General features: G+C 35.6%; 19 protein-coding genes, 1 tRNA gene and 1 pseudogene. 3 read left to right on the top strand and 18 right to left on the bottom strand.

The annotated features are described in order from the left end of the window. Window positions 1-2 precede the first annotated feature (2 nt). Window positions 3-4,784: a hypothetical protein gene (locus PLI06_02025; GenBank protein HOI76374.1), complete on the bottom strand. Its 4,782-nt coding sequence runs from the start codon at window positions 4,782-4,784 to the stop codon at window positions 3-5. Window positions 4,785-4,862: 78 nt separating this feature from the next. Next, complete coding sequence (locus PLI06_02020; protein ID HOI76373.1) at window positions 4,863-6,062, bottom strand: hypothetical protein; 1,200 nt, start codon at window positions 6,060-6,062, stop codon at window positions 4,863-4,865. A gap of 156 nt (window positions 6,063-6,218) precedes the next feature. Between PLI06_02020 and PLI06_02015 the strand changes: the two genes are divergently transcribed. After that, complete coding sequence (locus PLI06_02015; GenBank protein HOI76372.1) at window positions 6,219-7,808, top strand: GTP-binding protein; 1,590 nt, start codon at window positions 6,219-6,221, stop codon at window positions 7,806-7,808. On the opposite strand, the gene PLI06_02010 is transcribed toward PLI06_02015, so the two are convergent. The 7 genes from PLI06_02010 to PLI06_01980 all read right to left on the bottom strand — a co-directional run bounded on the left by PLI06_02010 (window position 7,803) and on the right by PLI06_01980 (window position 13,731). Further along, window positions 7,803-8,240 carry an OsmC family protein gene (locus tag PLI06_02010; protein HOI76371.1) on the bottom strand — a complete coding sequence of 146 codons (438 nt, stop codon included), beginning with the start codon at window positions 8,238-8,240 and terminating at the stop codon, window positions 7,803-7,805. The two genes, PLI06_02015 and PLI06_02010, sit on opposite strands and share 6 nt — an antisense overlap. Window positions 8,241-8,336: 96 nt before the next feature. Next, entirely contained in the window at window positions 8,337-8,612 is a 276-nt protein-coding gene (locus PLI06_02005; GenBank protein HOI76370.1) for an elongation factor 1-beta, read from the bottom strand. Window positions 8,613-8,623: 11 nt separating this feature from the next. Further along, on the bottom strand, window positions 8,624-8,779 hold the full coding sequence (locus tag PLI06_02000) for a zinc finger domain-containing protein (protein ID HOI76369.1): 156 nt from the start codon (window positions 8,777-8,779) through the stop codon (window positions 8,624-8,626). A 10-nt stretch (window positions 8,780-8,789) separates the two neighbouring features. Then, window positions 8,790-9,770, bottom strand: a complete 981-nt coding sequence (locus PLI06_01995; GenBank protein ID HOI76368.1) for a hypothetical protein — start codon at window positions 9,768-9,770, stop codon at window positions 8,790-8,792. 9 nt (window positions 9,771-9,779) lie between these two features. Then, the gene (locus PLI06_01990; GenBank protein HOI76367.1) at window positions 9,780-10,697 is read right to left on the bottom strand and encodes an MBL fold metallo-hydrolase; all 918 of its coding nucleotides are present in this window, start codon (window positions 10,695-10,697) and stop codon (window positions 9,780-9,782) included. Window positions 10,698-10,706: 9 nt separating this feature from the next. Further along, a complete protein-coding gene (gene guaA, locus PLI06_01985) occupies window positions 10,707-12,254 on the bottom strand; it encodes a glutamine-hydrolyzing GMP synthase (protein ID HOI76366.1) in 1,548 nt (515 codons plus the stop codon). A gap of 61 nt (window positions 12,255-12,315) precedes the next feature. Then, window positions 12,316-13,731 (bottom strand): S8 family serine peptidase, encoded by a 1,416-nt coding sequence (locus PLI06_01980; protein ID HOI76365.1) that lies wholly within the window; start codon window positions 13,729-13,731, stop codon window positions 12,316-12,318. A 246-nt stretch (window positions 13,732-13,977) separates the two neighbouring features. Between PLI06_01980 and PLI06_01975 the strand changes: the two genes are divergently transcribed. Next, entirely contained in the window at window positions 13,978-14,232 is a 255-nt protein-coding gene (locus PLI06_01975) for a SemiSWEET transporter (protein ID HOI76364.1), read from the top strand. A gap of 13 nt (window positions 14,233-14,245) precedes the next feature. Here the strand turns inward: PLI06_01975 and PLI06_01970 are convergent, their stop codons facing one another. The 6 genes and pseudogenes from PLI06_01970 to PLI06_01945 form a co-directional block, all read right to left on the bottom strand. After that, window positions 14,246-14,629 carry a tetratricopeptide repeat protein gene (locus PLI06_01970; GenBank protein HOI76363.1) on the bottom strand — a complete coding sequence of 128 codons (384 nt, stop codon included), beginning with the start codon at window positions 14,627-14,629 and terminating at the stop codon, window positions 14,246-14,248. A gap of 97 nt (window positions 14,630-14,726) precedes the next feature. After that, on the bottom strand, window positions 14,727-15,155 hold the full coding sequence (locus PLI06_01965; GenBank protein HOI76362.1) for a DUF6508 domain-containing protein: 429 nt from the start codon (window positions 15,153-15,155) through the stop codon (window positions 14,727-14,729). A gap of 85 nt (window positions 15,156-15,240) precedes the next feature. Next, window positions 15,241-15,630 carry a transcriptional repressor gene (locus PLI06_01960; GenBank protein ID HOI76361.1) on the bottom strand — a complete coding sequence of 130 codons (390 nt, stop codon included), beginning with the start codon at window positions 15,628-15,630 and terminating at the stop codon, window positions 15,241-15,243. A 603-nt stretch (window positions 15,631-16,233) separates the two neighbouring features. Beyond that, complete coding sequence (locus tag PLI06_01955) at window positions 16,234-17,196, bottom strand: PAS domain S-box protein (protein HOI76360.1); 963 nt, start codon at window positions 17,194-17,196, stop codon at window positions 16,234-16,236. After that, a pseudogene (locus PLI06_01950) lies at window positions 17,194-18,221 on the bottom strand (MASE3 domain-containing protein). The gene PLI06_01955 and the pseudogene PLI06_01950 overlap by 3 nt, the downstream one beginning before the upstream one ends. Before the next feature lie 687 nt (window positions 18,222-18,908). After that, on the bottom strand, window positions 18,909-19,121 hold the full coding sequence (locus PLI06_01945; protein HOI76359.1) for a hypothetical protein: 213 nt from the start codon (window positions 19,119-19,121) through the stop codon (window positions 18,909-18,911). Between the two features lie 213 nt (window positions 19,122-19,334). On the opposite strand from PLI06_01945, the gene PLI06_01940 reads away from it, so the two are divergent. Beyond that, the gene (locus tag PLI06_01940) at window positions 19,335-19,526 is read left to right on the top strand and encodes a hypothetical protein (GenBank protein ID HOI76358.1); all 192 of its coding nucleotides are present in this window, start codon (window positions 19,335-19,337) and stop codon (window positions 19,524-19,526) included. Between the two features lie 154 nt (window positions 19,527-19,680). Here PLI06_01940 and PLI06_01935 read toward each other — a convergent pair. The 3 genes from PLI06_01935 to PLI06_01925 all read right to left on the bottom strand — a co-directional run bounded on the left by PLI06_01935 (window position 19,681) and on the right by PLI06_01925 (window position 21,640). Continuing rightward, window positions 19,681-19,755: transfer RNA gene (locus tag PLI06_01935), tRNA-Thr, on the bottom strand. 33 nt (window positions 19,756-19,788) lie between these two features. Beyond that, on the bottom strand, window positions 19,789-20,748 hold the full coding sequence (locus PLI06_01930; GenBank protein HOI76357.1) for a ribose 1,5-bisphosphate isomerase: 960 nt from the start codon (window positions 20,746-20,748) through the stop codon (window positions 19,789-19,791). Further along, complete coding sequence (locus tag PLI06_01925; protein HOI76356.1) at window positions 20,741-21,640, bottom strand: carbohydrate kinase family protein; 900 nt, start codon at window positions 21,638-21,640, stop codon at window positions 20,741-20,743. The genes PLI06_01930 and PLI06_01925 overlap by 8 nt, the downstream gene beginning before the upstream one ends. Between the last annotated feature and the right edge of the window lie 8 nt (window positions 21,641-21,648).

Below are 21,648 nucleotides of genomic sequence, written 5' to 3'. Positions count from 1 at the left end.
TCTCAATCAATTAATAACTCATGGCCGCATGCATATACAATAATATTCTGTTGTAATCTTCTTGCATCGCCAGAATAAACTTCATTTGGATGCATATTTTTACCGTATGTAGCATTTCTATTATTTTTATACCTATCTAAGTCCAAAGTTGTGACTACAATTGTAGATTCAAGACTATTAAAGATATTTCTTCGCTCTTTTACTAAAAGGACAGGACCTCCTGCTGCTTGAGGCGCGAAAATAGTTCCTCCAGAGTATGTCTTGTTAGATGATATCGGTACTGTTAATGGATCTCCCTTCTCTTGATATATCTTCTCAAAAGTTTTTAGACTGATTATGACATTATTATTTGTCCACCCAGTATCAGTTATATCAAAATAATTATGAGTGCACATTGCAAATTCATTGTACATTCTATTTACAATTGGGCTTTCTAAAGAAGATTTCTGTAAGTTATATTGTCGATTAGATAGTCCAAGATTCATGTCTAGGGTAAGCCAAGTATTCTGTTGAAATGGCTTTCCTGGTGGCCATACAGACCCAGGTCGACCTTCAATATCAAACTTAAATACACTAGGAATTCTTCCGTGGTCCCATTCAATTCTATTATCGTCCTTGTCTATGTAAAGGCCACCTGACCACTGATCCATTTCGATAGTGTTACCATGTTTTATTTTTTGCCATGCTGTGTACATTACAGGAATATTTCTATGTGCATCATTCACTTGCCCGTAAATCTTATAGTTCAATCCAACTGGTTCGTTTGATACCCTTCCGATAGACAAATCTTGTCCTTGGAATGTTGGAAGCCACGAGTATTTCCCATAATAGTATGTATTTGGTGAAGAAACATATTTTTGTTTTGAAGTTATTAGATACGTTTCATAAGTAGATTGCCAATCTTCACTATTTACTGCAGTAATAAATACTTTATTATTAAGGTCTCCTGCATATTCAGGGACTGTGAAAGTTACTTGATTCAAGTTTTTAAAGTTATACGTAAATAAGTTACTCCCTGTGCATCCACCAACTATATGATCAACTGTGATAGAAGGTGGGTCACCTGCTAAAGAATCATCTGTTCTTACAAGCTTTGACTTTCCTGCAACTCCGTCGGATACATATTTAATATATCCAAGTTTTCCTATAGAGATATTTATTTCTTTTATTGCGTCATATGTATCAGGATTGTCTGAACATTGAGTTACATCGAAGCTTAATCTTACAATATAAGGATCTCCATTTTCATCTTTTTCTGCGGCTCTATTATCTAAAGACAAATTATTTATATCTGGCACTTGTGAACTTGTGATATAATACCAACTGTCAGAAGTTTTATTCCCAAGTTTATCAGATGCCTCGACTGAAACATTAATTTTTTTAGTATTCTCCCAAGCCCATGTCGGTTGATACGTTACTGTATACCCATACCCATCCATAGTTGCACCAATAACAAGATTATCAGTTACGTCTAGATTAATAACACTCACATTATCATTAGATTGTCCTAATATAAACATCCTAATTGAGTTTCTATCAACTCCGGCATATTCATCTGTTATTGTTACTGAAATAGGGTCCGTAGGAAGTGCTGGTGCATTATTTGCAGGGGATGGATTCGATATGGAAGGCCCAGAATTTTTAACCCGGATTATATCATTTGCTGTTGCCGCAAGACTTACATTTCCTGCCAAATCTGTCATTATTATCTCAATATCGTAAAGCCCATCGGAAACTGTATTTGGTATATCAATTATACCCATTATTATATGAGTTCCCCCCGCTTGAACAGAATCAACGTTTGGATCTTTTATGGCAGTTGAAGTTTGCCCCAAAAAAGTTCCGCCATTTAATAATTTGATTGTGTATGAAGCTGGATATTTTTCAGTATATGTAAAGGTGACATATGCTTTACCTCCGGTTTTTACATTTTGAGGATTTCCTATGGTAGGATCAAGTATACTAATTGAAGGAGGTGTATTATCAAGAACTAACCACCTAGTTACAACCGTATTATTTTCGTCTCCATCAGGAAAACCATCAGCTTTCAATTCGATTATATTTAATCCATTATCTAAACTTACCCCTACAAAATTAAAATTTGGACCAGCTGTTGAAAATACAGGGCTACCATTTATATCAAGATATATAGTTCTATCTGTCGATGTAGTTCCTGAAATTGTTTTTGAAGGATTATTTGTAAATGTCAAAAATGGTTGAGGGTCATTAATATTCAAATTTGGTCCAGGCATTTTAATATCAAAACTCCAAGGAAAAACTAAAAAGTTGCCCAGATCATCTTCAATATACACTGAAGCTGTGTGGCTACCATTGGCTTCATCAGATAGAGGGGTATACGAAATCATACTACTTCCAGAAACATTTGCATTGGTATTGACCCCATCAAGATACAATCTAGATCCGCGTATTCCTGCGCCATCATCATTATAATCTACCCTAATCTCAGGAGTGCCAGTAGTTATTGTTCCTTGAGGGATATATTGATCGGAAATATCTGGTGGAGATGTATCCTTTATTATTACAATATTTAGAGGTGGAGATGGGTTTTGAGCTTTATCATATGTTATTACAGAATAATTAAATGAATAATCGGATAAAGTTAAATAATGATAATAAGAGTGAGGATCGTTTCTCAACGGATTGCCTTCATAGCTCAAGACTTGATCGTTATAAGTTGACCTATCAATTCCGCTTGAATCATCTGAAACTGAATAAGTCAGTTTAGTATAAGGACTTGTTGTTGGAGATAGTATTGAAGATGTCAATAGCGAAGAATTTGCCGGAGAAGTATCTATTTTCAGTTCAAATTGATATGTTGAGAGTGTATCAGAAGGATTAAAAACATTCCCATATTCATCAGTTGATTCAACTGAAACTTGATAAATTCCTTCTGATAAGCCCCCCTGAAGTATCAACTCTGCTGAATAAGTACTATCCCCTGAAATCCTATCCGGTGCACGTCCATCATCAAACAAAAATGTTCCTGCAACGATATCATCGTCTTTTTTAACATTAGCTCCGGCATGGATAATACTACTCGTATCTTTTATATTGGAATATAGATTTACCTTTCCCCCATCACCATTAATCCATACATACGGATGTTGAACTAATGGAGCGCCTACACTCTGACCATCTGGAACAATGTTAACATTTGTTACCCTTGGGGGAGTAAGGTCATTTACAAGAGAAGGATAAGGGAAATAGTTCAGACTATCTGGATCAACTCCATCAACAATAGAAAATTGACCAAAAGTGATAAGGCCCCTAGAATAATCTACTCCCTTGAAAGATAATCTGTTAAGGGCCAAGAAATTTGACAAATCGCCCCTATAAGCATTAAGTTTTGGCAATAAGTTGGAATCATTGGTTGCACCTGAGCTTACAACTATAAGCGAAAAGTCCCTATAATTTAATATATCTGGGTTACCGTCGATCATTGCTATATCTCTAAATTTAGTTGAATCCAATGGACTGTAATCAGAAGGGCTTTTTCTTTTGGTAGGATCTAAGAGCCAAGAGATGGGGTAAATCCTAACATTGTTTCCTGTATCTATATAATTTATTGGACTTCCATCACTATTTTGTAGTCCGAGGCCATTTGGATATGTATTTTCATCAAAACCCCCATATACAACAAAATAACTACAGTGATAGTTACTTGTAGACGAACTATCGAAAGCATCCATTACATCATAAAGAAGATAGTCTAAATCATTATTTAACCGATAATCCTCTCCAGAAATTGTTCCACCTGTATATAGAATTACTGCAATTGGTACTGATTCAAATATGTCCTGTTTTGTTAATTTGTACATAGGGATGTTAAAGAAGTCGTTATCGTCATAATAAATTTCAAAATCATTTTTTGGAGTTGCAATGAGATCATACATATTTACTTCCCACGGCCCAGAATTTAGGATAAAACCTTTTTCATATTGATTAGTATTTACATACTTATCAACTTCAATTTCCTTCATCACATAAGAAGATAAATTGACACAGACATACAATTTCAAATCGTTGGGACCGTCAGATTTAGGAAGTTTTACTGCATATCTCCCTTGAGAACTAGTTCTTGTAATAGCAATTGTCTCAAGCTTATCATTAATAAAAACAATTTCGGCATTAGCAAGAGGCGGGTCAATAGTATCACCTGTAGTATTCATTATAGGGTTGCTCTCTGTTGTTTGACCTTCGGTATTATCATAAACATATCCCTGCAAAGTCCAAGTATCCCCAGTTACAGGAATTTCTGGAGAAAGACTTAGAAGGACATCATTTGCACCTTCATTCTTTATATAAATTCTATACTGTCCAAAGTTCAACACTTCAAATCGAGAGAGAATATCTATTTCTCCACCGTATTGAAGTTTAATATTAATACTTCTTCCATTAAAATAAGTATCCATTCCCATTTGTTGGGGAGCAATTTCAATTCCAGGTGCGTCCATATAAAACCAAACTGTATCATCGTTCTGGTCAACGCTGATGTTTCCCTTGTCAAAATTAATGTCAATATAACGCTGAGCTCCTTCTCCTTCAAATCTGACTTCTCTAATCTTTTTATCAAGTTCTAAAAGAGCATTCTGCATTGAAGTAATCCTTGACACATCTCTTGACCTTTCAATTTGGGGTCCAGCAAAACGGTATGCGGCAAAAACAGCTGCGACTGTAATAGCTAGAATTAACATTACTGTAATTACTTCTACTTGGGCTTTTTTTGATACTGGCCCTCTTTTTCTTATTAGCTTAAAACTCATAGGAATACCTTGAGTATATAATAAAAATAATAAAAGATTATTTAATAGTTATCCTTTGATTTGCGAATATCTCAAAGATCATATCACTATCTTCTTTCTTGAAAACTCTGTCCCCATAACTATTGCAAGGGCAGAAGAGAATATTAGTATCAGTGAAAGTCCTAGATCAAGAGTTATACCAAGGTCTGGTAAAGGAAGCCCTTGAAGCCCTTTGAAAACTAGGAACAGTATTCCTGAAACAAGCCACAGTGCACCTACTACATAGAATACACCATTATCGCTTCCCTTTGAACCTGAAGGTGTTCTTGCTTTCATTCCAAATAGTATGGGCGGTATACCTGTAACCATCATTACTATATAGAATATTAAACCCATAAACCCAGTTCTCAAAATATTGAATACCGAAGAAATTGGATTGTTTGTTGGGAGCATCCCCATATTATTGAACAAAAATAGTACGGCAAATACCAACCAAAATATACCAAGAATGTAAAGAGTTATGGGAGCAAATATAGATCCTGAGGATTTTGTTTTTGTGCTACCTCCCTTTATATCCTTCATAAGCTCTTTTGTATCAATTCCAAGTTCCTGGGCCTCCCTTAAGATATCTTCCATAGAGGGCTCGTCGTCTATTAGCCCTGTTTCCATTTTAGGTTCCATACCCTTTTTTGAAAAAATGGTTTCTATCCTTTCTTCAGGAAGTACTTGGTTTACCTTTCTTAGGAATTCACTTTCAGAAAATTCACCTAGCGTTTCATCAATCAGGGCTTCATGCTTCTCCCTGCTTGAAGGCTCTTTTTTCTCCTCTGTTATCTTTCTCTCAAACCGCTCTTCCGGTTCATATTGCATCTTTTTTAGTGGCTCCTGTTTTGTTGAATAAGTCTGACCCATCGTCTTAAAGGTTTTCTCCATCTCCTGAAGCTTTTCTGTGTTCATCCTGATTGACTCAGCTACCTGCTCCATTGTTGTGGCAACTTTTGATAGCGAGTCCATCAATTTGTCCTCTTCGCCTTCTGCACCTTCGACCACCATGCTTGATTCCAAGAGATTTATCAGCTTCTCAAGTTTTCCGACAATGGGGTCTTCATAGACCCCTCCTTCCTCAACTGCCGCCGCACTTAATATTTCTTTTATCTCGTCGAGCTTTGTGACAATCTCCTTTGATTCTACCGGAGCGCCACTGTATCCCATTCGAGGCATGATCTGCATGAAGGTATCAAGTTGTTGCTTAAGCTTGACATACTCCATTTTGAGGTCATCATAATCATTGCCAACCATTCTATCATCTCATTAATGCTAATATACATTATAACTTATAAATTTTACTATTTAAAGGTTTTCTATGAAAAAATGTATATTTCTAAATATTGCTTACCGATTTTCATTTTTTAATAGTAGTTACCTTTTTATGGTATTTTCAGGTAATACTTTCGAATGAAGGAGAGTATACACCAGGTCCTTGAAAAAGGTGAGAGAAAGAACATAGAGTTCAAGTCAGCGCTAGGAGATGAGCACCTCTTAAAGGACAGAAGGGAGAGGTTGTCCGCCCAGATGAAGTACAGATTAAAAACAGGCGGTGGAAAGGCCTACTATATAATAGGTGTATCAGATGATGGTGATGTTGTCTGTCAATCTCAAGAAGAGTTTGAAAAAACACTTGACGTTATAAAGCGACTTGCCGAGGGAATAGGTGCTAAGATAACTGACATAGAAAGATATAATGAAAATGGCTTTTATGCGAGGGTCACAATTGAAGAAGCAAATTCTGAAAAAGGCATAAAAGAGCACATCACTATAGGCACTATCGGCCATGTCGATCATGGAAAATCGACACTCATCGGTACTCTACTTACAGGCATGGAAGATGATGGCGTTGGAAAGACCAGAATATTTCTTGATTTTCTCCCGCATGAAATAGAAAGAGGGTTGACTGCTGAGATCACACATTCTGTGTTTGGATTTAAAGGCGATGAAAGAATATACCTAAAAAATCCCCTTAACAAAAAAGAAGTGGCCGACCTAATTGATAGGTCAACAAAGATTATTTCATTTGTTGATTGCCCAGGTCATGCACCATGGCTTAGGACTACTGTCAGAGGGATCCTCGGGCAGAGGGTAGATTATGTGCTTTTGATAGTTGCATCAGATGACGGAGTAACACCAATAACAAAGGAGCACCTTGGAATTGCTCTCGCAATGGATATCCCTCTTATCATAGTAATAACAAAGATAGACAAAGTTTCCTATGAAGATGCAAAACAAGTTATATCAGATGTCTCGGCACTTTTGAGAAGAGTTGGGAAAGTTCCCCTTACTGTTAAGGACAAAGAAACTGCGCAGAATATTTCAAAGAAGGTATCCGAAAGATTTTTGATCCCCATAATAAAAGCTTCTTCAATTACCTTAGAAGGTCTTGATATACTAAATGAACTATTTTTGAATCTCCCAGAAAAAACAAATGATGAGCTCTACAAAAAACCGTTTTTGATGTACATTGATAAAGTTTACAAAGTTAGAGGTGCAGGAACTGTTGTTAGTGGAAGGGTCAAGCAAGGCATTGTGAAAAAAGGCCAGGAGCTTCTTTTAGGGCCAATAAACGATAGATATGAAACGGTGTCATGCCAGTCAATAAAACAGCACCATCTTGTTCAAGCTAAGGGTGAAGTCGGTGACATCCTTGGCATAGCTATTAAAGGTGTAGATGCCGACCTCATAAAAAGAGGGATGGTAATAAAGGATGAAAACGGCGAAAGTAAATCTGTGAGAGAGTTCTTAGCCGAAGTGTTCATACTAAATCACCCAACAAGGATAAAAGAAGGTTACGAGCCGATAATACATCTTGAGACGGTATCTGAAACAGTCACTTTTGAAAAGATTTACAATCAGGAGTATCTGTCTACAGGAGACAGGGCTTTAATAAAAATGAAATTTAAATATAATAGTTATTATCTTAGCGAGGGTGACAAGTTTATTTTCAGGGAAGCGAAATCAAAGGGAATAGGCGGAATAAAAAAAGTATTATGAAGATACCTCTATGAATGATTTAAGTTCTACCTCTGTTTTAATTGAGTTCCCAATGAAGCATCTTTCTTTTGCAAGTTTTATAGCTTCTTCAGCCCTTGGGATATCTTCCTTTGTAGCAACTGTTACATGGACATTTAGTACTATCTTGGTAAAAACATAACCAGTTTCTGTCTTTTCTAAAAATCCCTTTGCATCTGTTTTAAAACTTTTAAAGTTACAATTGACAAGCTTTGCCCTTGAAAGAAAAGTAGTAAATATACAAACATTCTCTGCTGCAACATAGAGATCTTCTGGTGTTATTATACCTTCATGCCCTTTAAATTCAGGCGGTGTTGCGATCTCTATTGTGGGCTTTCCTTCCCAGGATAAGTCTCCTATCTTTTCTTTCTTCCAGGTGACTGTATTTTCATAAGTATAGACATCATCTCCCATTAAATCACCAATTATTTTTAATACTTATTCATTATAAAAGTTGTGGTTTTAGAAAAAAGAATAGAAACAATTTGTAAATAAAATAAAAAAATTAACCTACAATAGTCTTCTGACGTCAGTTACTTCCACTTGAGTAACATTCGCTATACTTGTGAAGTTGTTTTCAAGTTCGTCAGTTCCGCCGGCCTGATCCTTGCCCAATAACATGACTTTCAAAGATACAAGACCAAATGCAATAGGAATTTCTTCAATTTTGTGAAGCTTCATATTGGAAGGTATTGCAGCCTCGATTGCCTTTTTCATTACCCCTATATCGACATCCGGGGAATCTGGCATAATCATTGCCGTGATACTTAAATTAAAATCAGCCATCAAAACACCTTTTATGGGCCTACAAACTCTCCACATTTGCACTGGTACTTATTTACAAGTACTCTGCATCTTTCGCATCTTATTACAATCTCATCACAAGAAGGGCAGGGAAACTGAACGGCCTGCTCATTTGAGGTAATCTCCCTCTTACATGATGTACATTTCATGATAATCCTCCTATCGGGTATCCTTGATGGGTTTATCTAGCTTTATTTTATATGTCTTTCCTTTCTTTTCTCGGAAGATAATTCCTCTTGATTCAAGGTCCATCACAAGCCTTGTGACCTTTGGTCTAGAAAAGTTAGTAGCATCCGGCAGTTTTTCCTGCCTGTCTTCACCATTCTTAAGTGCCTGGATAAGTTTCCTCTCATCTTCCGTTAAGACAAATACGGGAATAGAATTGTCTTTCTTAAACCTATAAATTAGTAATAGTGCCAGAGCTCCAGAAAATAATCCAGCTAGCATTGAAAGTATGTCTACCTTGAGATTCAATCCTTCCTCTTCAAGACCAATCACATCTGATGTATTAATATCTTTCCCAAGTCTTTCTACGGCTATTCCTTTCGACGTGAGACTTTTTACAACATTATCTGAAATCATCGGCCCTACTACATAGACTTTTCTGGCATTTATCATCTCAAGTGCCTCTATAGTTGAAGCGGTTAGTTCGTTTTCATTTGTGATTAGAATAGGAATCCCCCTCTTCATTGCAAATTTTGAAGCAATGAGGTATGATTCCTCTATATTTCCGTTGATAATTACAGATTCCCTTGAAGACTTCCATAAATCGATAGCAACACGTGCAGCTGTACCTGCCCTGTCCCAGTCCCATATCCTAGTCACCTCATATCCGATATTGGCTATGTCAAGTTCAATATTCTCTGAAATAGCGTCAGTTGTTCCACCTATAAGGAGAACTTTTCTTGCGCCTTCGTCATAAAAACCCATCAGCTCTCTTTTAGAAGACCCCGAGAGTGTCTTTGGGTCTGTCAGTAATATGGGGATTTTTTCCTTCTGCGAATAAGCTTGTGCTACTGTATAGTCAATTAAAATATCCCCCCTAACGACTATCACATCATAAGTAGATGCTTCTACCATACTTGAGCCCAGCATTGATGAAAACAATAAGAAAATGAGAAATACGGGCAATTTATGCATAATTGATAATTATGATTTTTCCTTAAAAGATTTCTGTAAGGATACCCATTCTAAGATTCCATCCTCAATTACAAAGGTTGCTTTACCGGCATTATACAAATAATGGAGGAACGCCTTTGTAGTTATTGTGACATAGATATACTTTGTAAAATCATAATTAATTGATAATTTAGCACTTATTTCACTTTTGATAATATCTTCACTTTTTTCCTCACTGATTATTTCTAAGATCATTTCTTCTAGGGTCTCAAGTTTTTTCCTGTTTTCAATAAGAGCCTTTTTAAATTCATCAGCGCCTCTTATTGGAAGCCCGTGCGCGGGAAGACAATATTCAATTTCGGAACTAGATAAGATTTTTAGATCCTCAAATTGAGCCTGTATATTTGTATAAAAAGGCATTTTATATATACCTAGGGAAGGAACTGAATAGAGGCAATCACCAGAAAATAGGACTCCTTTGTATAGTATGCCTATCCCACCGGGAGAGTGCCCAGACAAAGGGATAATCTCCATTTCTTCTCCGTTGATTTTCACCAATCCCTTATCCAACACACCATCGACATTAATTCCATTAAACTCCAGAGGAGTGTCAGAAACTTTTAAGGGTGATGTCGAAGAAAAATAAGAATAAAATTCAAGGTAAGGATTTTCGATGAATGCTTTTTCGAGAGGAGATGAGTATATTTTTATTTCTGGAAAGTCTTCTTTTATTTTAAGAATTCCATAAAAATGGTCCCAGTGACCGTGTGTTATTATGGCTGCTTTTGGAACGATATTTTCTTCATGCAAAATTGAAAGTATATGTTCTCCGTCCTCTTTGCTACCGCCTCCATCGATTAATATGCAAGAATTTCCAGATTCTATGACGCCGATATTTGTATTCATAGAAATATAACTTAGGTTGTCCTTTATCTCAAGAAAGACCATATAAATCAACTAACAGGGTTCTATTGTTTGAGGGGGCTTGTGACTTATGAAGTAAGCAACTGAAACTACTTCTGGAATCTCATTTGTTATTCTGGTTGAGATGGTCTCCAGTAAATCCCACGGGAGTTTCTTAAAGTTGGCCGTCATTGCGTCCTGGGATTCTACTACCCTAAGTCCAACTATCCTGCCAAACTTTCTCTGGTCCCCTACAACTCCAACTACCCTATCCTCCAGGGTAACTGCAAATGCCTGCCAGATGTTTTCAATTGAAGCGTTTTCTAGCTCTTCCTCAACAATGGCCGAGGCTTCTCTACAGATCCTGATGTTTTCTTCTGTAACTGGGCCAGTGATTCTAACGGCAAGACCAGGGCCTGGGAATGGATACTGATCAATTATTTTATCGGGGAGCCCAAGCTTTCTTCCAACTTCTCTGACTTCATCCTTATATAAATCTCTCAATGGCTCAATTATCTCCTTAAATGAAATTGATTCTGGAAGCCCGCCAACATTGTGGTGAGACTTTATTGTGTCCGCATGCTGAGATCTTCCACTTTCAATTATATCGGGATAAATAGTTCCCTGCACAAGGAAGTCAGCCCCTATCTTTTTTGCTTCTTCCTCGAATATCCTGATAAACTCTTCACCGATAATCATTCTTTTTTTCTCTGGATCTGATACACAGTCTAACTTTTCAAAGAACCTTTTCTTTGCATCAATTTTTTTAAAGTTGATATCGTGGCCTGAAAAAGCCATTGATACTATTTCTGCTTCACCTTTTCTTAATAGCCCGTGGTCAACAAATACTGCATACAATCTGTTCCCAATTGCTTTTTCAGTTATTGCAGCTGCAACAGATGAATCAACACCGCCACTCAAGGCTATAACTGCCCTACCGTTACCTATTTTACTTTTGATCTCCTTGATCGTTTCTTCGATGAAATTAGAGAGATCCCATGTACCTTGACAGCTACATACATTATATACAAAATTTGATAGAATTTTTTTGCCGTTCTTTGTGTGTACAACCTCAGGATGCCATTGCAATCCATAAATTTTTTTGGAAGTATTTCTGAAGGCTGCTATTGGAGAGGTCTCAGTCTTAGATGTTACAATGAAATCTGGAGGTATCTCAAAAACCTGATCTCCATGGCTCATCCATACTGTTTCTTTCTTATCTAAATCTTTGAATATTCCTTCAGAGTCAAGTATGTCAACTGTTGCAATGCCATACTCTTTTCGTTTCTCACCTTTAACACTGCCCCCCATTTTAAATGCAATTAATTGATGACCATAACATATCCCTAGAACTGGAATTTCTTTCTTAAGAATAAAATCAAATACTTCATCGCTTAGGACAGGGGAATCTTTTTCATAAACGCTCCTTGGCCCTCCCGACAATATTATCCCTTTGGGGTAGATTTTTTCAATTTCTGAAACTGTTATCTCAGGAAATACTATTTCAGAGTAGACCTTAAGCTCTCGGACTCTTCTTGCTATTAGATGTGCATACTGACTTCCAAAATCAACTACAAGGATTACCTCTTCCCCTATACTCATAATGAAAAATGCAAACAATAAGATATAAAATTAACTAATAAAAAGAATAAATATACAAATGTCAGTTGTTTTCTTTATTTTTCTTTAATATAGCCATTACTTTTCCAATTACGGCGGCTCTTTCAAAGTCTTGTCTGTATGAAAATGCCCTATTGACATTGACAAGTCCTGCGCCCTGTTCATAAACTGATACCCCGGCTATTGGTGTTGCTGTTCTCATTAAAGCAAGTTTTATCTGGTAAGGGGTCCAGTTGGGATGTCTTTGAATTAATATTGCAGCTGATCCTGCTATAAAAGGAGCAGAGAAAGAAGTTCCGCTTGCAAGAGCATAATCATAATCATGAGATATAAAAGAAGACATTATTTGAGTACCTGGTGCTGAAACATCTGGCTTAAATCCAGAATATCCTCCACCTCTGCTTGAATCGTTTGCTATTGAAATTGGAGCTCTTTTTATTATTGTCACTCCATTAGATACAACAGTTCTATCAATCGCATTTGCAACTGTGATGACATTTTTGGCTCTGGCAGGTGAACCAATTGTATCGGATGATGGACCTCTGTTTCCAGCTGCATTCACCCAAACAATACCTTTGTTTACAACTGAATTTGCAGCCATGCTAGCTGGATCTGTCCCATCTAAAGGCCAGCCGCTCACTACCATTGAATCTACATCCCATCCGGCGCTCATGTTCACAACTTGGATATTGTATATATTTTTGTTGGCAATTAACCAGTTGCACGCTTCTAAATAATCTGATAATGTACCTTGGTCATTTTCAATTATTTTAAGAATTACAAGCTTTGAGCCTGGTGAAACGCCCATAGTATTTGTGGGTGTTGTATCAACAAAGTCGTAATATCCTGCCCAATCAGCTGTGGTATAAGCCTGGCCAGAAATAATCCCTGAAACAAATGTTCCATGACCATCATTATCTTCAGCCACTAAATCATTATTTACAAAATCATACTGATATAAAATCTTTCCATTAGGAAATTCAACATGTGTCTCACGTATACCAGTGTCCAACACTGCAACTGTAACACCATTTCCCTTGTATCCTATTTGGTACAGAGGTGATGCATTAATTGTATCTGCGCCCATAAAACCATTGACAACCATATGATCTTCAGAAGAGAAAGTTATTGTGTCAAAAAGTGTAAGTCCGCTCGAATTGTGCCATATGTTTTTTACATATTGACTTGAGATCATGTTTTTTATTTCATCAGCACTCAGTATAGCATGAATAGAATTTAATTCAATAAACTCATTGATTATTTTTTCCTTAGAAATCAAAGCTCTTGAAGAATCATCTAATTCATAAAACTCTATAATCACATCAATATTTGATAAGCCAGATTCGACACTCTTTCGGACTGTCTTATCCATTTTTTCATAGCCGGTAGTTTCGCCTAAAATAGGCATTGCAGAAATTAAAATTATTATTACTACATATACCACTAGTGCTTTTTTCATGTTGATCCTCTGAGTTTGTTTATTTGTTAGTTGTTTTTCGATAATAATTTATAAATTTATTGCTTAATTATTAATATTATAGAATTAATATTAAATTTTTAATTAATAATTTATAAAAATCAATAACTAATGTTCAAATACTAAGTTAAGAAGAGTATATTCATTATATAGCGATATTTTAGTTTAATTGAGTATTCTGGAAAGATTAACTAAAGCCTTTTAAGAAGATTATATTCTCTTAAAAGCGTGGAAATGATAACTATGTTAGGGCTTTTAGCTGGTGCACTTACAACAATATCCTTTATTCCTCAAGTAATGAAAACATGGAAGTTTAAAGAGACTAAAGACATATCCCTTTTGATGTACATTATTTTTTTCACAGGAATTTTATTGTGGTTTTCTTATGGAGTTTTAATAGATAATACTCCTATTATAGTTGCCAATGGGGTATCACTTGTTTTAGTATTCATAGTGTTATCGCTTAAAATTCGCTATGGTTAATCCTTTTAATAATTTAGATTTGATTTAGATTCAGCTCTTTTGTAATTTCAAAACATTTCTTCGCTTCTGAACCTTTTCCTAGCCTTTCAAGTGCAACTCCTTTATTGTACCATGCGTCTTTAAATTCAGGATTAATTTTAGTCGCTTTTTCATAGCATTTAACTGCATTATTATAAAATGCTTCGGATAGAACAGGAGATAACTGACACTTGACGCAATATGTTACATCCTCAGAATTTTTACCTTGTTTTAGAAGTACATTTCCCTTGCCATACCATGCAAGTGCGTTATTTGAGTCTATTTTTATGACCTTTTCATAGCACTCAATTGCATCTGGGCATTTGTCCTCTTTGTAAAAAATATCCCCGTCTCGGAGTAATTCAGTTATTTTTCTCAAATCAAACCCACATTTATAGCAAAAAGTAGGATCAGATTTAATTTCTAGTCTACATTTTGGGCAGTGAAAATTTTCCATAGAGACGTACCCGATACACTTATTCTATCCCTTCATTTAATTCTTTCAATCTGTTAAGCATAGCTAAAAGAAGACCGCTATCAATCACATCTGCGAAAAATCCCTCGTTGTGCTTATCGTGCCTTACAATTATTGTAATAAGTTTTCTCAGTGTCGCGATATCGGCATCTTCTAAAAGTTCATAGTAATGAGATAAATCATTTGATTCCAGAGTAGAATCAAGCCAGTTAAAATTTGTGACAAATCCTTGTTCATGCAATTCCCTGTAGAACTCCATGAATTTTGCCGAATAAGTAACATAGATATATTCAACAATATTTCCTCCGTCTCTTTTAGGCATTAATATATCAAAAAATTTCTGATTTTTGTCTTCAAAATAGGGAAGATAGTTTAGGATAACTTCAATGTTTTTCTTTGTTAAAGGAACGGATTCATCCACAATAGGCATAAACTCACCTTACTATCTATTATAGCTAGGATATTTAAATAATATGTAGTTTCAGTTTATTTCAACTCAAAGAATTTATTATATTTTATTTACATTTGCTGCAAATTCCAAAGAAATTCGTATTTGTAGACTCTATCTTAAATTCTTTCATTTTCTTGATTAGTTCTAAAGAGTAATTAGTTAATTCTTTTGATTCGAAATCAATAATAGATCCGCAGTTTTTACATATGATATGGTGGTGGGGAGTTAAGTTTGGCTCAAATCTTGAAACACCTTTGATATTGACTTCCTGGATTAAACCCTTATTGGTAAGAAATCTAAGATTCTGGTAAACTGTAGCTTTACTTATCCTAGTTAGCTTCTTCTTTACTTCTTCATAAACCTCGTCTACAGTGGGATGCGTTAAATTACCTTGAAGAAAATTTAAGATTTCTACTCTTTGATTTGTATATTTTATACCTTCAGTTTCCTTCATGAGTATAATTAGTATCAACTGATATTTAATATTAATTATAAATAAATAAAGAGCAAATTAAGAATTAATATAAATTTAATAAACAGAGAGTTAAATTACGAATAATCTAATTGAAACTATAGCAAAAGAACGATAACTGGTAAAATCTATTCCTTAAAATAGAAGTAAAATAAACAAACTAAAGACATAAGATTGCAATCATTATTGAATTGATTATCGACGGTTATGAACTCTCATTATGGATGATTAGTATCATTTGAAGTTAGCGGTAGCCAATAACTTTATATAGTATTAATGTTTTATAGATGGTGGTAGTTAAAAACTACGGAGCGTGAAATTATGGCAGAAAAAGGTAAAGTAAAGAAAGTAGAAAAAAAACCAAAGGCACCAGCAAAAGGAAAAAAGCCAGCAACTAAGAAAAAATAAGATCTTTTTAGATCTGCAAAAAGTTTTCATTCAAAACTTTTTATATTTTTATTATTGTTAAATTTCTTTATTAATACTTCGATTAGATAAAATTATTTTAATAGAAAATCTTATTTCCTTTTTTATTAGGTATTTCTTGTAATACATCTGAATTGTCCAATGTATTCGTCTGTGCTGTTACATATATCTCTTCATAAACTTTCTTGTATCCTCTGTATCCATCCAACCCTGGTCAAGCTGTTTTATCAGCTCTTCAATCCTGTCTATCTGCCTCAAGAGCCTCTCCTTTAGTTTTTCATTTCCAGTTTCGACTTGGACAAACCCGCTCAGGATCGTAAGAGGATTTCTTATATGGTCTACTAAGTGTGCAAAGTACTCTAGATTCTCATCAAGCTGTCTTTGGGATCTTTTTGCATTTGTGATATCTGAGACGATTGTTATGTACCCTTTTGAAAGGTCATATGGGTTTAACGGATTTAAAAGGATTGAAACATCAATAACTCTTCTGTCCTTAGTTATCCACTGGGTTTCAGAGTTTATATGCCCGTCAACCTTTTCCTTGTAAAGCTCTCCTAATCTTTTGTATTCCTCCTCGCTTGCATAGAGGAATTTAGTATTTCTCCCGATTAGCTCTTGTTCGCTGTAGCCGGTGATTTTAGTCATGTGATGGTTGCACCATATCATAGTTCTGTTCTGAAAAAGATTTATGCCAATTGGCGCCGCTGAAAGGATGCCCCTCAAAGCCTCTTCTTTCTCCTGGATTTCTTTTTCTGCAAGCTTCTTATAGGTGATATCTTCTGAGACTTTTATGAAGTGAGTTATCTCACCTATTGAATTTCTTACAGGGGAGATCGATGCCAACTCCCAGTACATTGTCCCATCCTTTTTCCTGTTTTGGAACTCCCCTTTCCAACTTTTTCCGGAACATATTGAATCCCATAACTCTTCAAATCGCCCCTTGGGCAGAAATCCTGTTTCAAAAAGTCTTGGTTTTTTTCCTAAAGCCTCTGATGGATCATAACCCGTTACTTCGACATACTGTGGATTCACATATTCGATTTTGCCGTCTTTATCAATTATTTTTACTATTATGGGCGTCTGCTCTATAGCGTTGTGCAGAAGAGTTATCTCTTCTCTCATCATTTTTCTATCAGTTATGTCCCTTCCAATGGACTGAAATTCTAAGATATTGCCTTTTTTATCAAAAATCGCCCTGTCTGTCCATTCTACCCACTTTTCGTTTCCATCAGGAAAAACAAATCTATGCGCTATGGTGTTTATTTGATTTGCTGGGCTAAACTTGGCAAAATGTTTATCTATCATCCCCATATCTTCATTTGGTATAGTGGCCCCAATATCCATTTCAAATATTTTTTTTCCTAAAATGTCTTCTTTGGTAATTCCAAAGAACTTACACATGGCATCGTTTACAAAAGTGTGAGTTCCATCAGGTAAGAATTTAGTAATGAATTCGGTCTGCCCCTCGACAATAGTCCTGTATTCCTCCTCGCTCTCCTTTAATTTCTTAAAAAGGAGCGAATAAGGTTCTTTTAGCCCTATGGAGATAAAGGCTTTGTATAGCAATAAGAATGAGATTAACTTGAAATAGAGGCCAAGCATTTTTGAAAAATCATAAATGCTTACATGTGCTGTAAATGATATCTCGGCAAATATTGTTAGTATGATGGATGCCAGGATGAGGTAAAAAATTCTTATTTGAAAGAAACTTCTTTTAGTATAAAGCAAGTGAAGGGCAATCACCAAAATCAGTGAGATTATGTATTCGCTTGCTACCTTAAAAGGTGTAAGGCCTTGACCTTCGACATAGCAAGTTGGGAATACTTCCCAGAAAAATATTGAAGAGATTAAAAGCCCGGTGATTATAAAATAGCTAATAAAAATTTTAGGAAGATTGCCCTTTCTATTCAAAAAAACGGGGATATCAGAAGAGTAATTGCTTGGAGGTACCTTGCCGCAATCCAGAGCTGGTTTGCTAAATTGTGGCCTTGCATCTGGAAGACCCCCATCCCCTCATATCCAAGTGTGTGCAGGCCATCAATTATCCCAATAAAAAGATAGCCCACCCCTATGAGTATGAAGAAATCGTTATCTTGATAATCTTTAGTATTTCTTGCTATGATGAAAATCCCGGCCGCAATAACCATGCTGAAAATTTCTACAGAGCTATGGAAGACCAAAAAATAATTTGTAGCTAATGGGTATAGCAGCACTACAGCTAAAACAAGACATATGGCATCTATATTGTCATGTATGGCCTTTGTAAAGCTAGATCTATTGTTGATTGATTGAAGCAATTAAGCGCCTCTTTTCAATTTTATTAAACAGAGGGTGTCATTTGATTTGTCAACTTCAACTTTAGTCGCATTTCCAAGGAATCCTATCGCTTTCTTCACAATCTCCAGCCCAAGACATCATTATGTTTCACAATATTTTTTAATTTCTTAGCCCTTCGTTGAGGGAGCCACGTTGACGTATGCATAATTTTTAGTCGAATATTAAGTTCAGTATTCAAGATATTTTTATCCATTTGAAATTATTATATTTGGATTATAAATAACCACTACATTTAAAAGAATAATGCTTTTGATTGAAGATTCTGCAATCTACATCTTCCCTATGAAAAAGACTCGAATCACCTAGATCTCAGTTAGAGCTAAGTGCAGGTGGAATGAGCGGCATGTGATGCCAAACAATAAGTTCTTGAATTGAAAGAAAGGATAATGTTATTTTCTTCTTAATCATAACTTTTCATCGTATCAGCTGTATTTTAAAAAGAAGGACAAAAATATTGGCAATATAATCAAGAAGAATATGACAAATCCAATTATTTTTCAATCAACTTTTGTTTTTCCACTTATATTCACATTCAATTTATTATTGCCAATTTCTTTATTGAAATAGCCTACTATAGCCCAGATTGCACCCAATCCAATTAATCCATAGCCTGCTATACTATTCATCAGAAGTAAAGATACTCCGGCTGGAATAAATATTATTAGGCCAACGACAAAAAGAGAGTGGTAATCAAATTTCTTTTTATCCATGAAATTGAGAAAAACAAATCATATAAAAGATTTATGTTTTTCTTTTATTCTTTATTTATTATCCATTGTTTTATCGGTCCAATCGAATTCTTGGCCCTAAATTTAAGAACAAAAAGAATCTGGATTATCAGTAGTGCATGACATCCATATGTCTGGATCTTGAGCCAAAGACTTAAAGGATAATTTATATAAAATTGATAGCAATTGATTATTATGGAAATTAAGCTAGAGAAAACAATATTGGAAAAACTTAACTTGATAGAAGAAGACCTTACTTACATCAAGGAACACATGATGAAAAAGGAAGATGCTTTGAGCGGGGAAGAGTTCAACGCTTACATTAAAAGTTTTGACAAGGAAAATCTTGTTTCGTTAAAGGATGTAAAAAAGCAGCTTGGGATATAAATGTCCCGTACTATTCTATTAGATTATATATAAAATTGAAAAAGACAGCATAGTTGTATTCTCGATAAACAAGAGCAGCGTAGTCTATAAAAGATAAAGAATCCAAGCTATTTAAGGGCTTTAAAACACAAAGTGATTTCGAATTAAAATCGGAAGCCCTGGGGGGGATTTGAACCCCCGACTTGCTGATTACAAGTCAGCCGCTCTAGCCAGGCTGAGCCACCAAGGCGCAATCTAAAAAGAACTGTAACAATTTATAAATTTAATCCTCCCAAGGCTCCTTGTCAAATAGGCCTAATCCGTATGTTTCCTTCAACACCCAAATTGCTGCTTGTGGTGCTATTAATCCTTTTTCAGTAATTATCAGATCTATAAACTCCGGAGGCGTGACATCAAAGGCCGGATTATTTATCTTAAGCCCTTTAAGTTTTTCATAGTCCTCTTTTGAAATGACTTCAAAAATATCCCTCTCTTCAATTTCAATTAATTCTCCGCAGTAAGTTTGAGGATTAAATTTGTAAGTTTCTGCAGCAACGATTACCTTTACTCTTGCTTCGTGTGCAATTGAGGCAAGTGTAGCGGTACCAACTTTATTAACAACGGCACCGTTTGCTGTTACAGCATCTGCACCAATAATTACATGGTCAGCTTCTCTTATGAATATTCTAGCGGCAGAATCCACGATTAACGTGACGTCTATACCTTCGTTCAAAAGCTCCTTTGCCGTAAGTAAACCTTGAAGCCTTGGCCTTGTTTCGTCGGCATAAACTTTTATCTTCTTTCCATCCCTATGGGCTTTCTTTATAATTCCAAGTGCCATAGAGCTATTACAATGAGTGAAAATGACATCTCCGTCCATTATACGTTTTGATCCAATTTCAGCTATTCTTTCAAGCGCAAGGTTTGAATTCTCACAAAATTCATCAGAAGCTTTTGATACCGTAATCTTTAGGTTTTTGACATTCTCTCCATTTTTGTATGCCTTTGCAAGTTCAACAAGCACATACCTAAGGGCGTTCTCAAGGGATACTGCAGTCGGTCTTGTTGAAATGAGATATCTAGCAGTTTTCTTAATATCTTTGACAAACTCTTTAGGATCGTCTCCACTAAAGCTCTGTGCTTCTATTTTTATGGCCTCTGCAACAGTTCTTCCTATTTTGGCAGCCCCTCTTATCCTCATTTCCTTTATATCCTCTGCAATATCTATAACTCTTTTATCCATCCAATCTACTCCTGTATAATTTTTCAATATCTTCTTTTTTAACCTTTAATATGGCCCCATAACTCTGGACACAGAAACTTGCAGCTGCATTTGCATACCTTAATGAACTTCTAATATCGGAAGTTCTTATGTAGTTAGCAATAAAAGCTGAGGAAAAGCTATCTCCTGCACCCGTAGGATCAATTACCTTGGCAGGGAACGCCTTTTCATGAATATAATTTTTACCAAAATAATAAACGCCGTTTTTATCAGCTTTGACTATGACATTTTTGGCTCTTCTTTTAGTTAGGTATTGCCCACCTTCCTCTATATCACTTGAACCTAAAAGAGCAAAAAGTTCATGTCTGTTGACAAAAAGAAAATCAACATTTTTAATAATTTTTAATACCTCTTCAGAGTTGGAGTAACATAGTTGTTCTCCAGGATCAAAACTTACAACATTGCTATTCTCTTTTGCAATTTTTATAGCATGCTCAGCAATTTCGAGTTTTGTGGGGGAAACGTGGACAAATCTATATTCTTTAAAAACTTGGTAGTTTATCATGTTTTTTTCAAATTTATCATTAGCGCCTTTATAGAAGAGGAACATTCTGTCATTTTCTTTGTTTATTATGAACATTCTTCCTGAAGGCGAGTTTTGAAGAATCAGATTAGAATAATCAACATTATAATTTTTTAGATTGCCTATTATTCCATCGCTGTCATTTCCAACTGATGCCATAACGCCGGAGCTTAGGCCAAGTATCGAGCTGTTCACAGAAACGTTGAAAGCAGACCCCCCATATCTGATTTCAAGCCCTTCTATCTTTGATTCACCGTTGACAACTGGAAACGATTCAACACCCATAATTGTATCTAGATTAACATTTCCAATACACAATAAGTCTTTCAACTAACAAT

This window comes from Methanofastidiosum sp. (assembly GCA_035362715.1).
GTDB lineage: Archaea > Methanobacteriota_B > Thermococci > Methanofastidiosales > Methanofastidiosaceae > Methanofastidiosum.
This window is presented reverse-complemented; position numbering and strand designations above follow the sequence as displayed.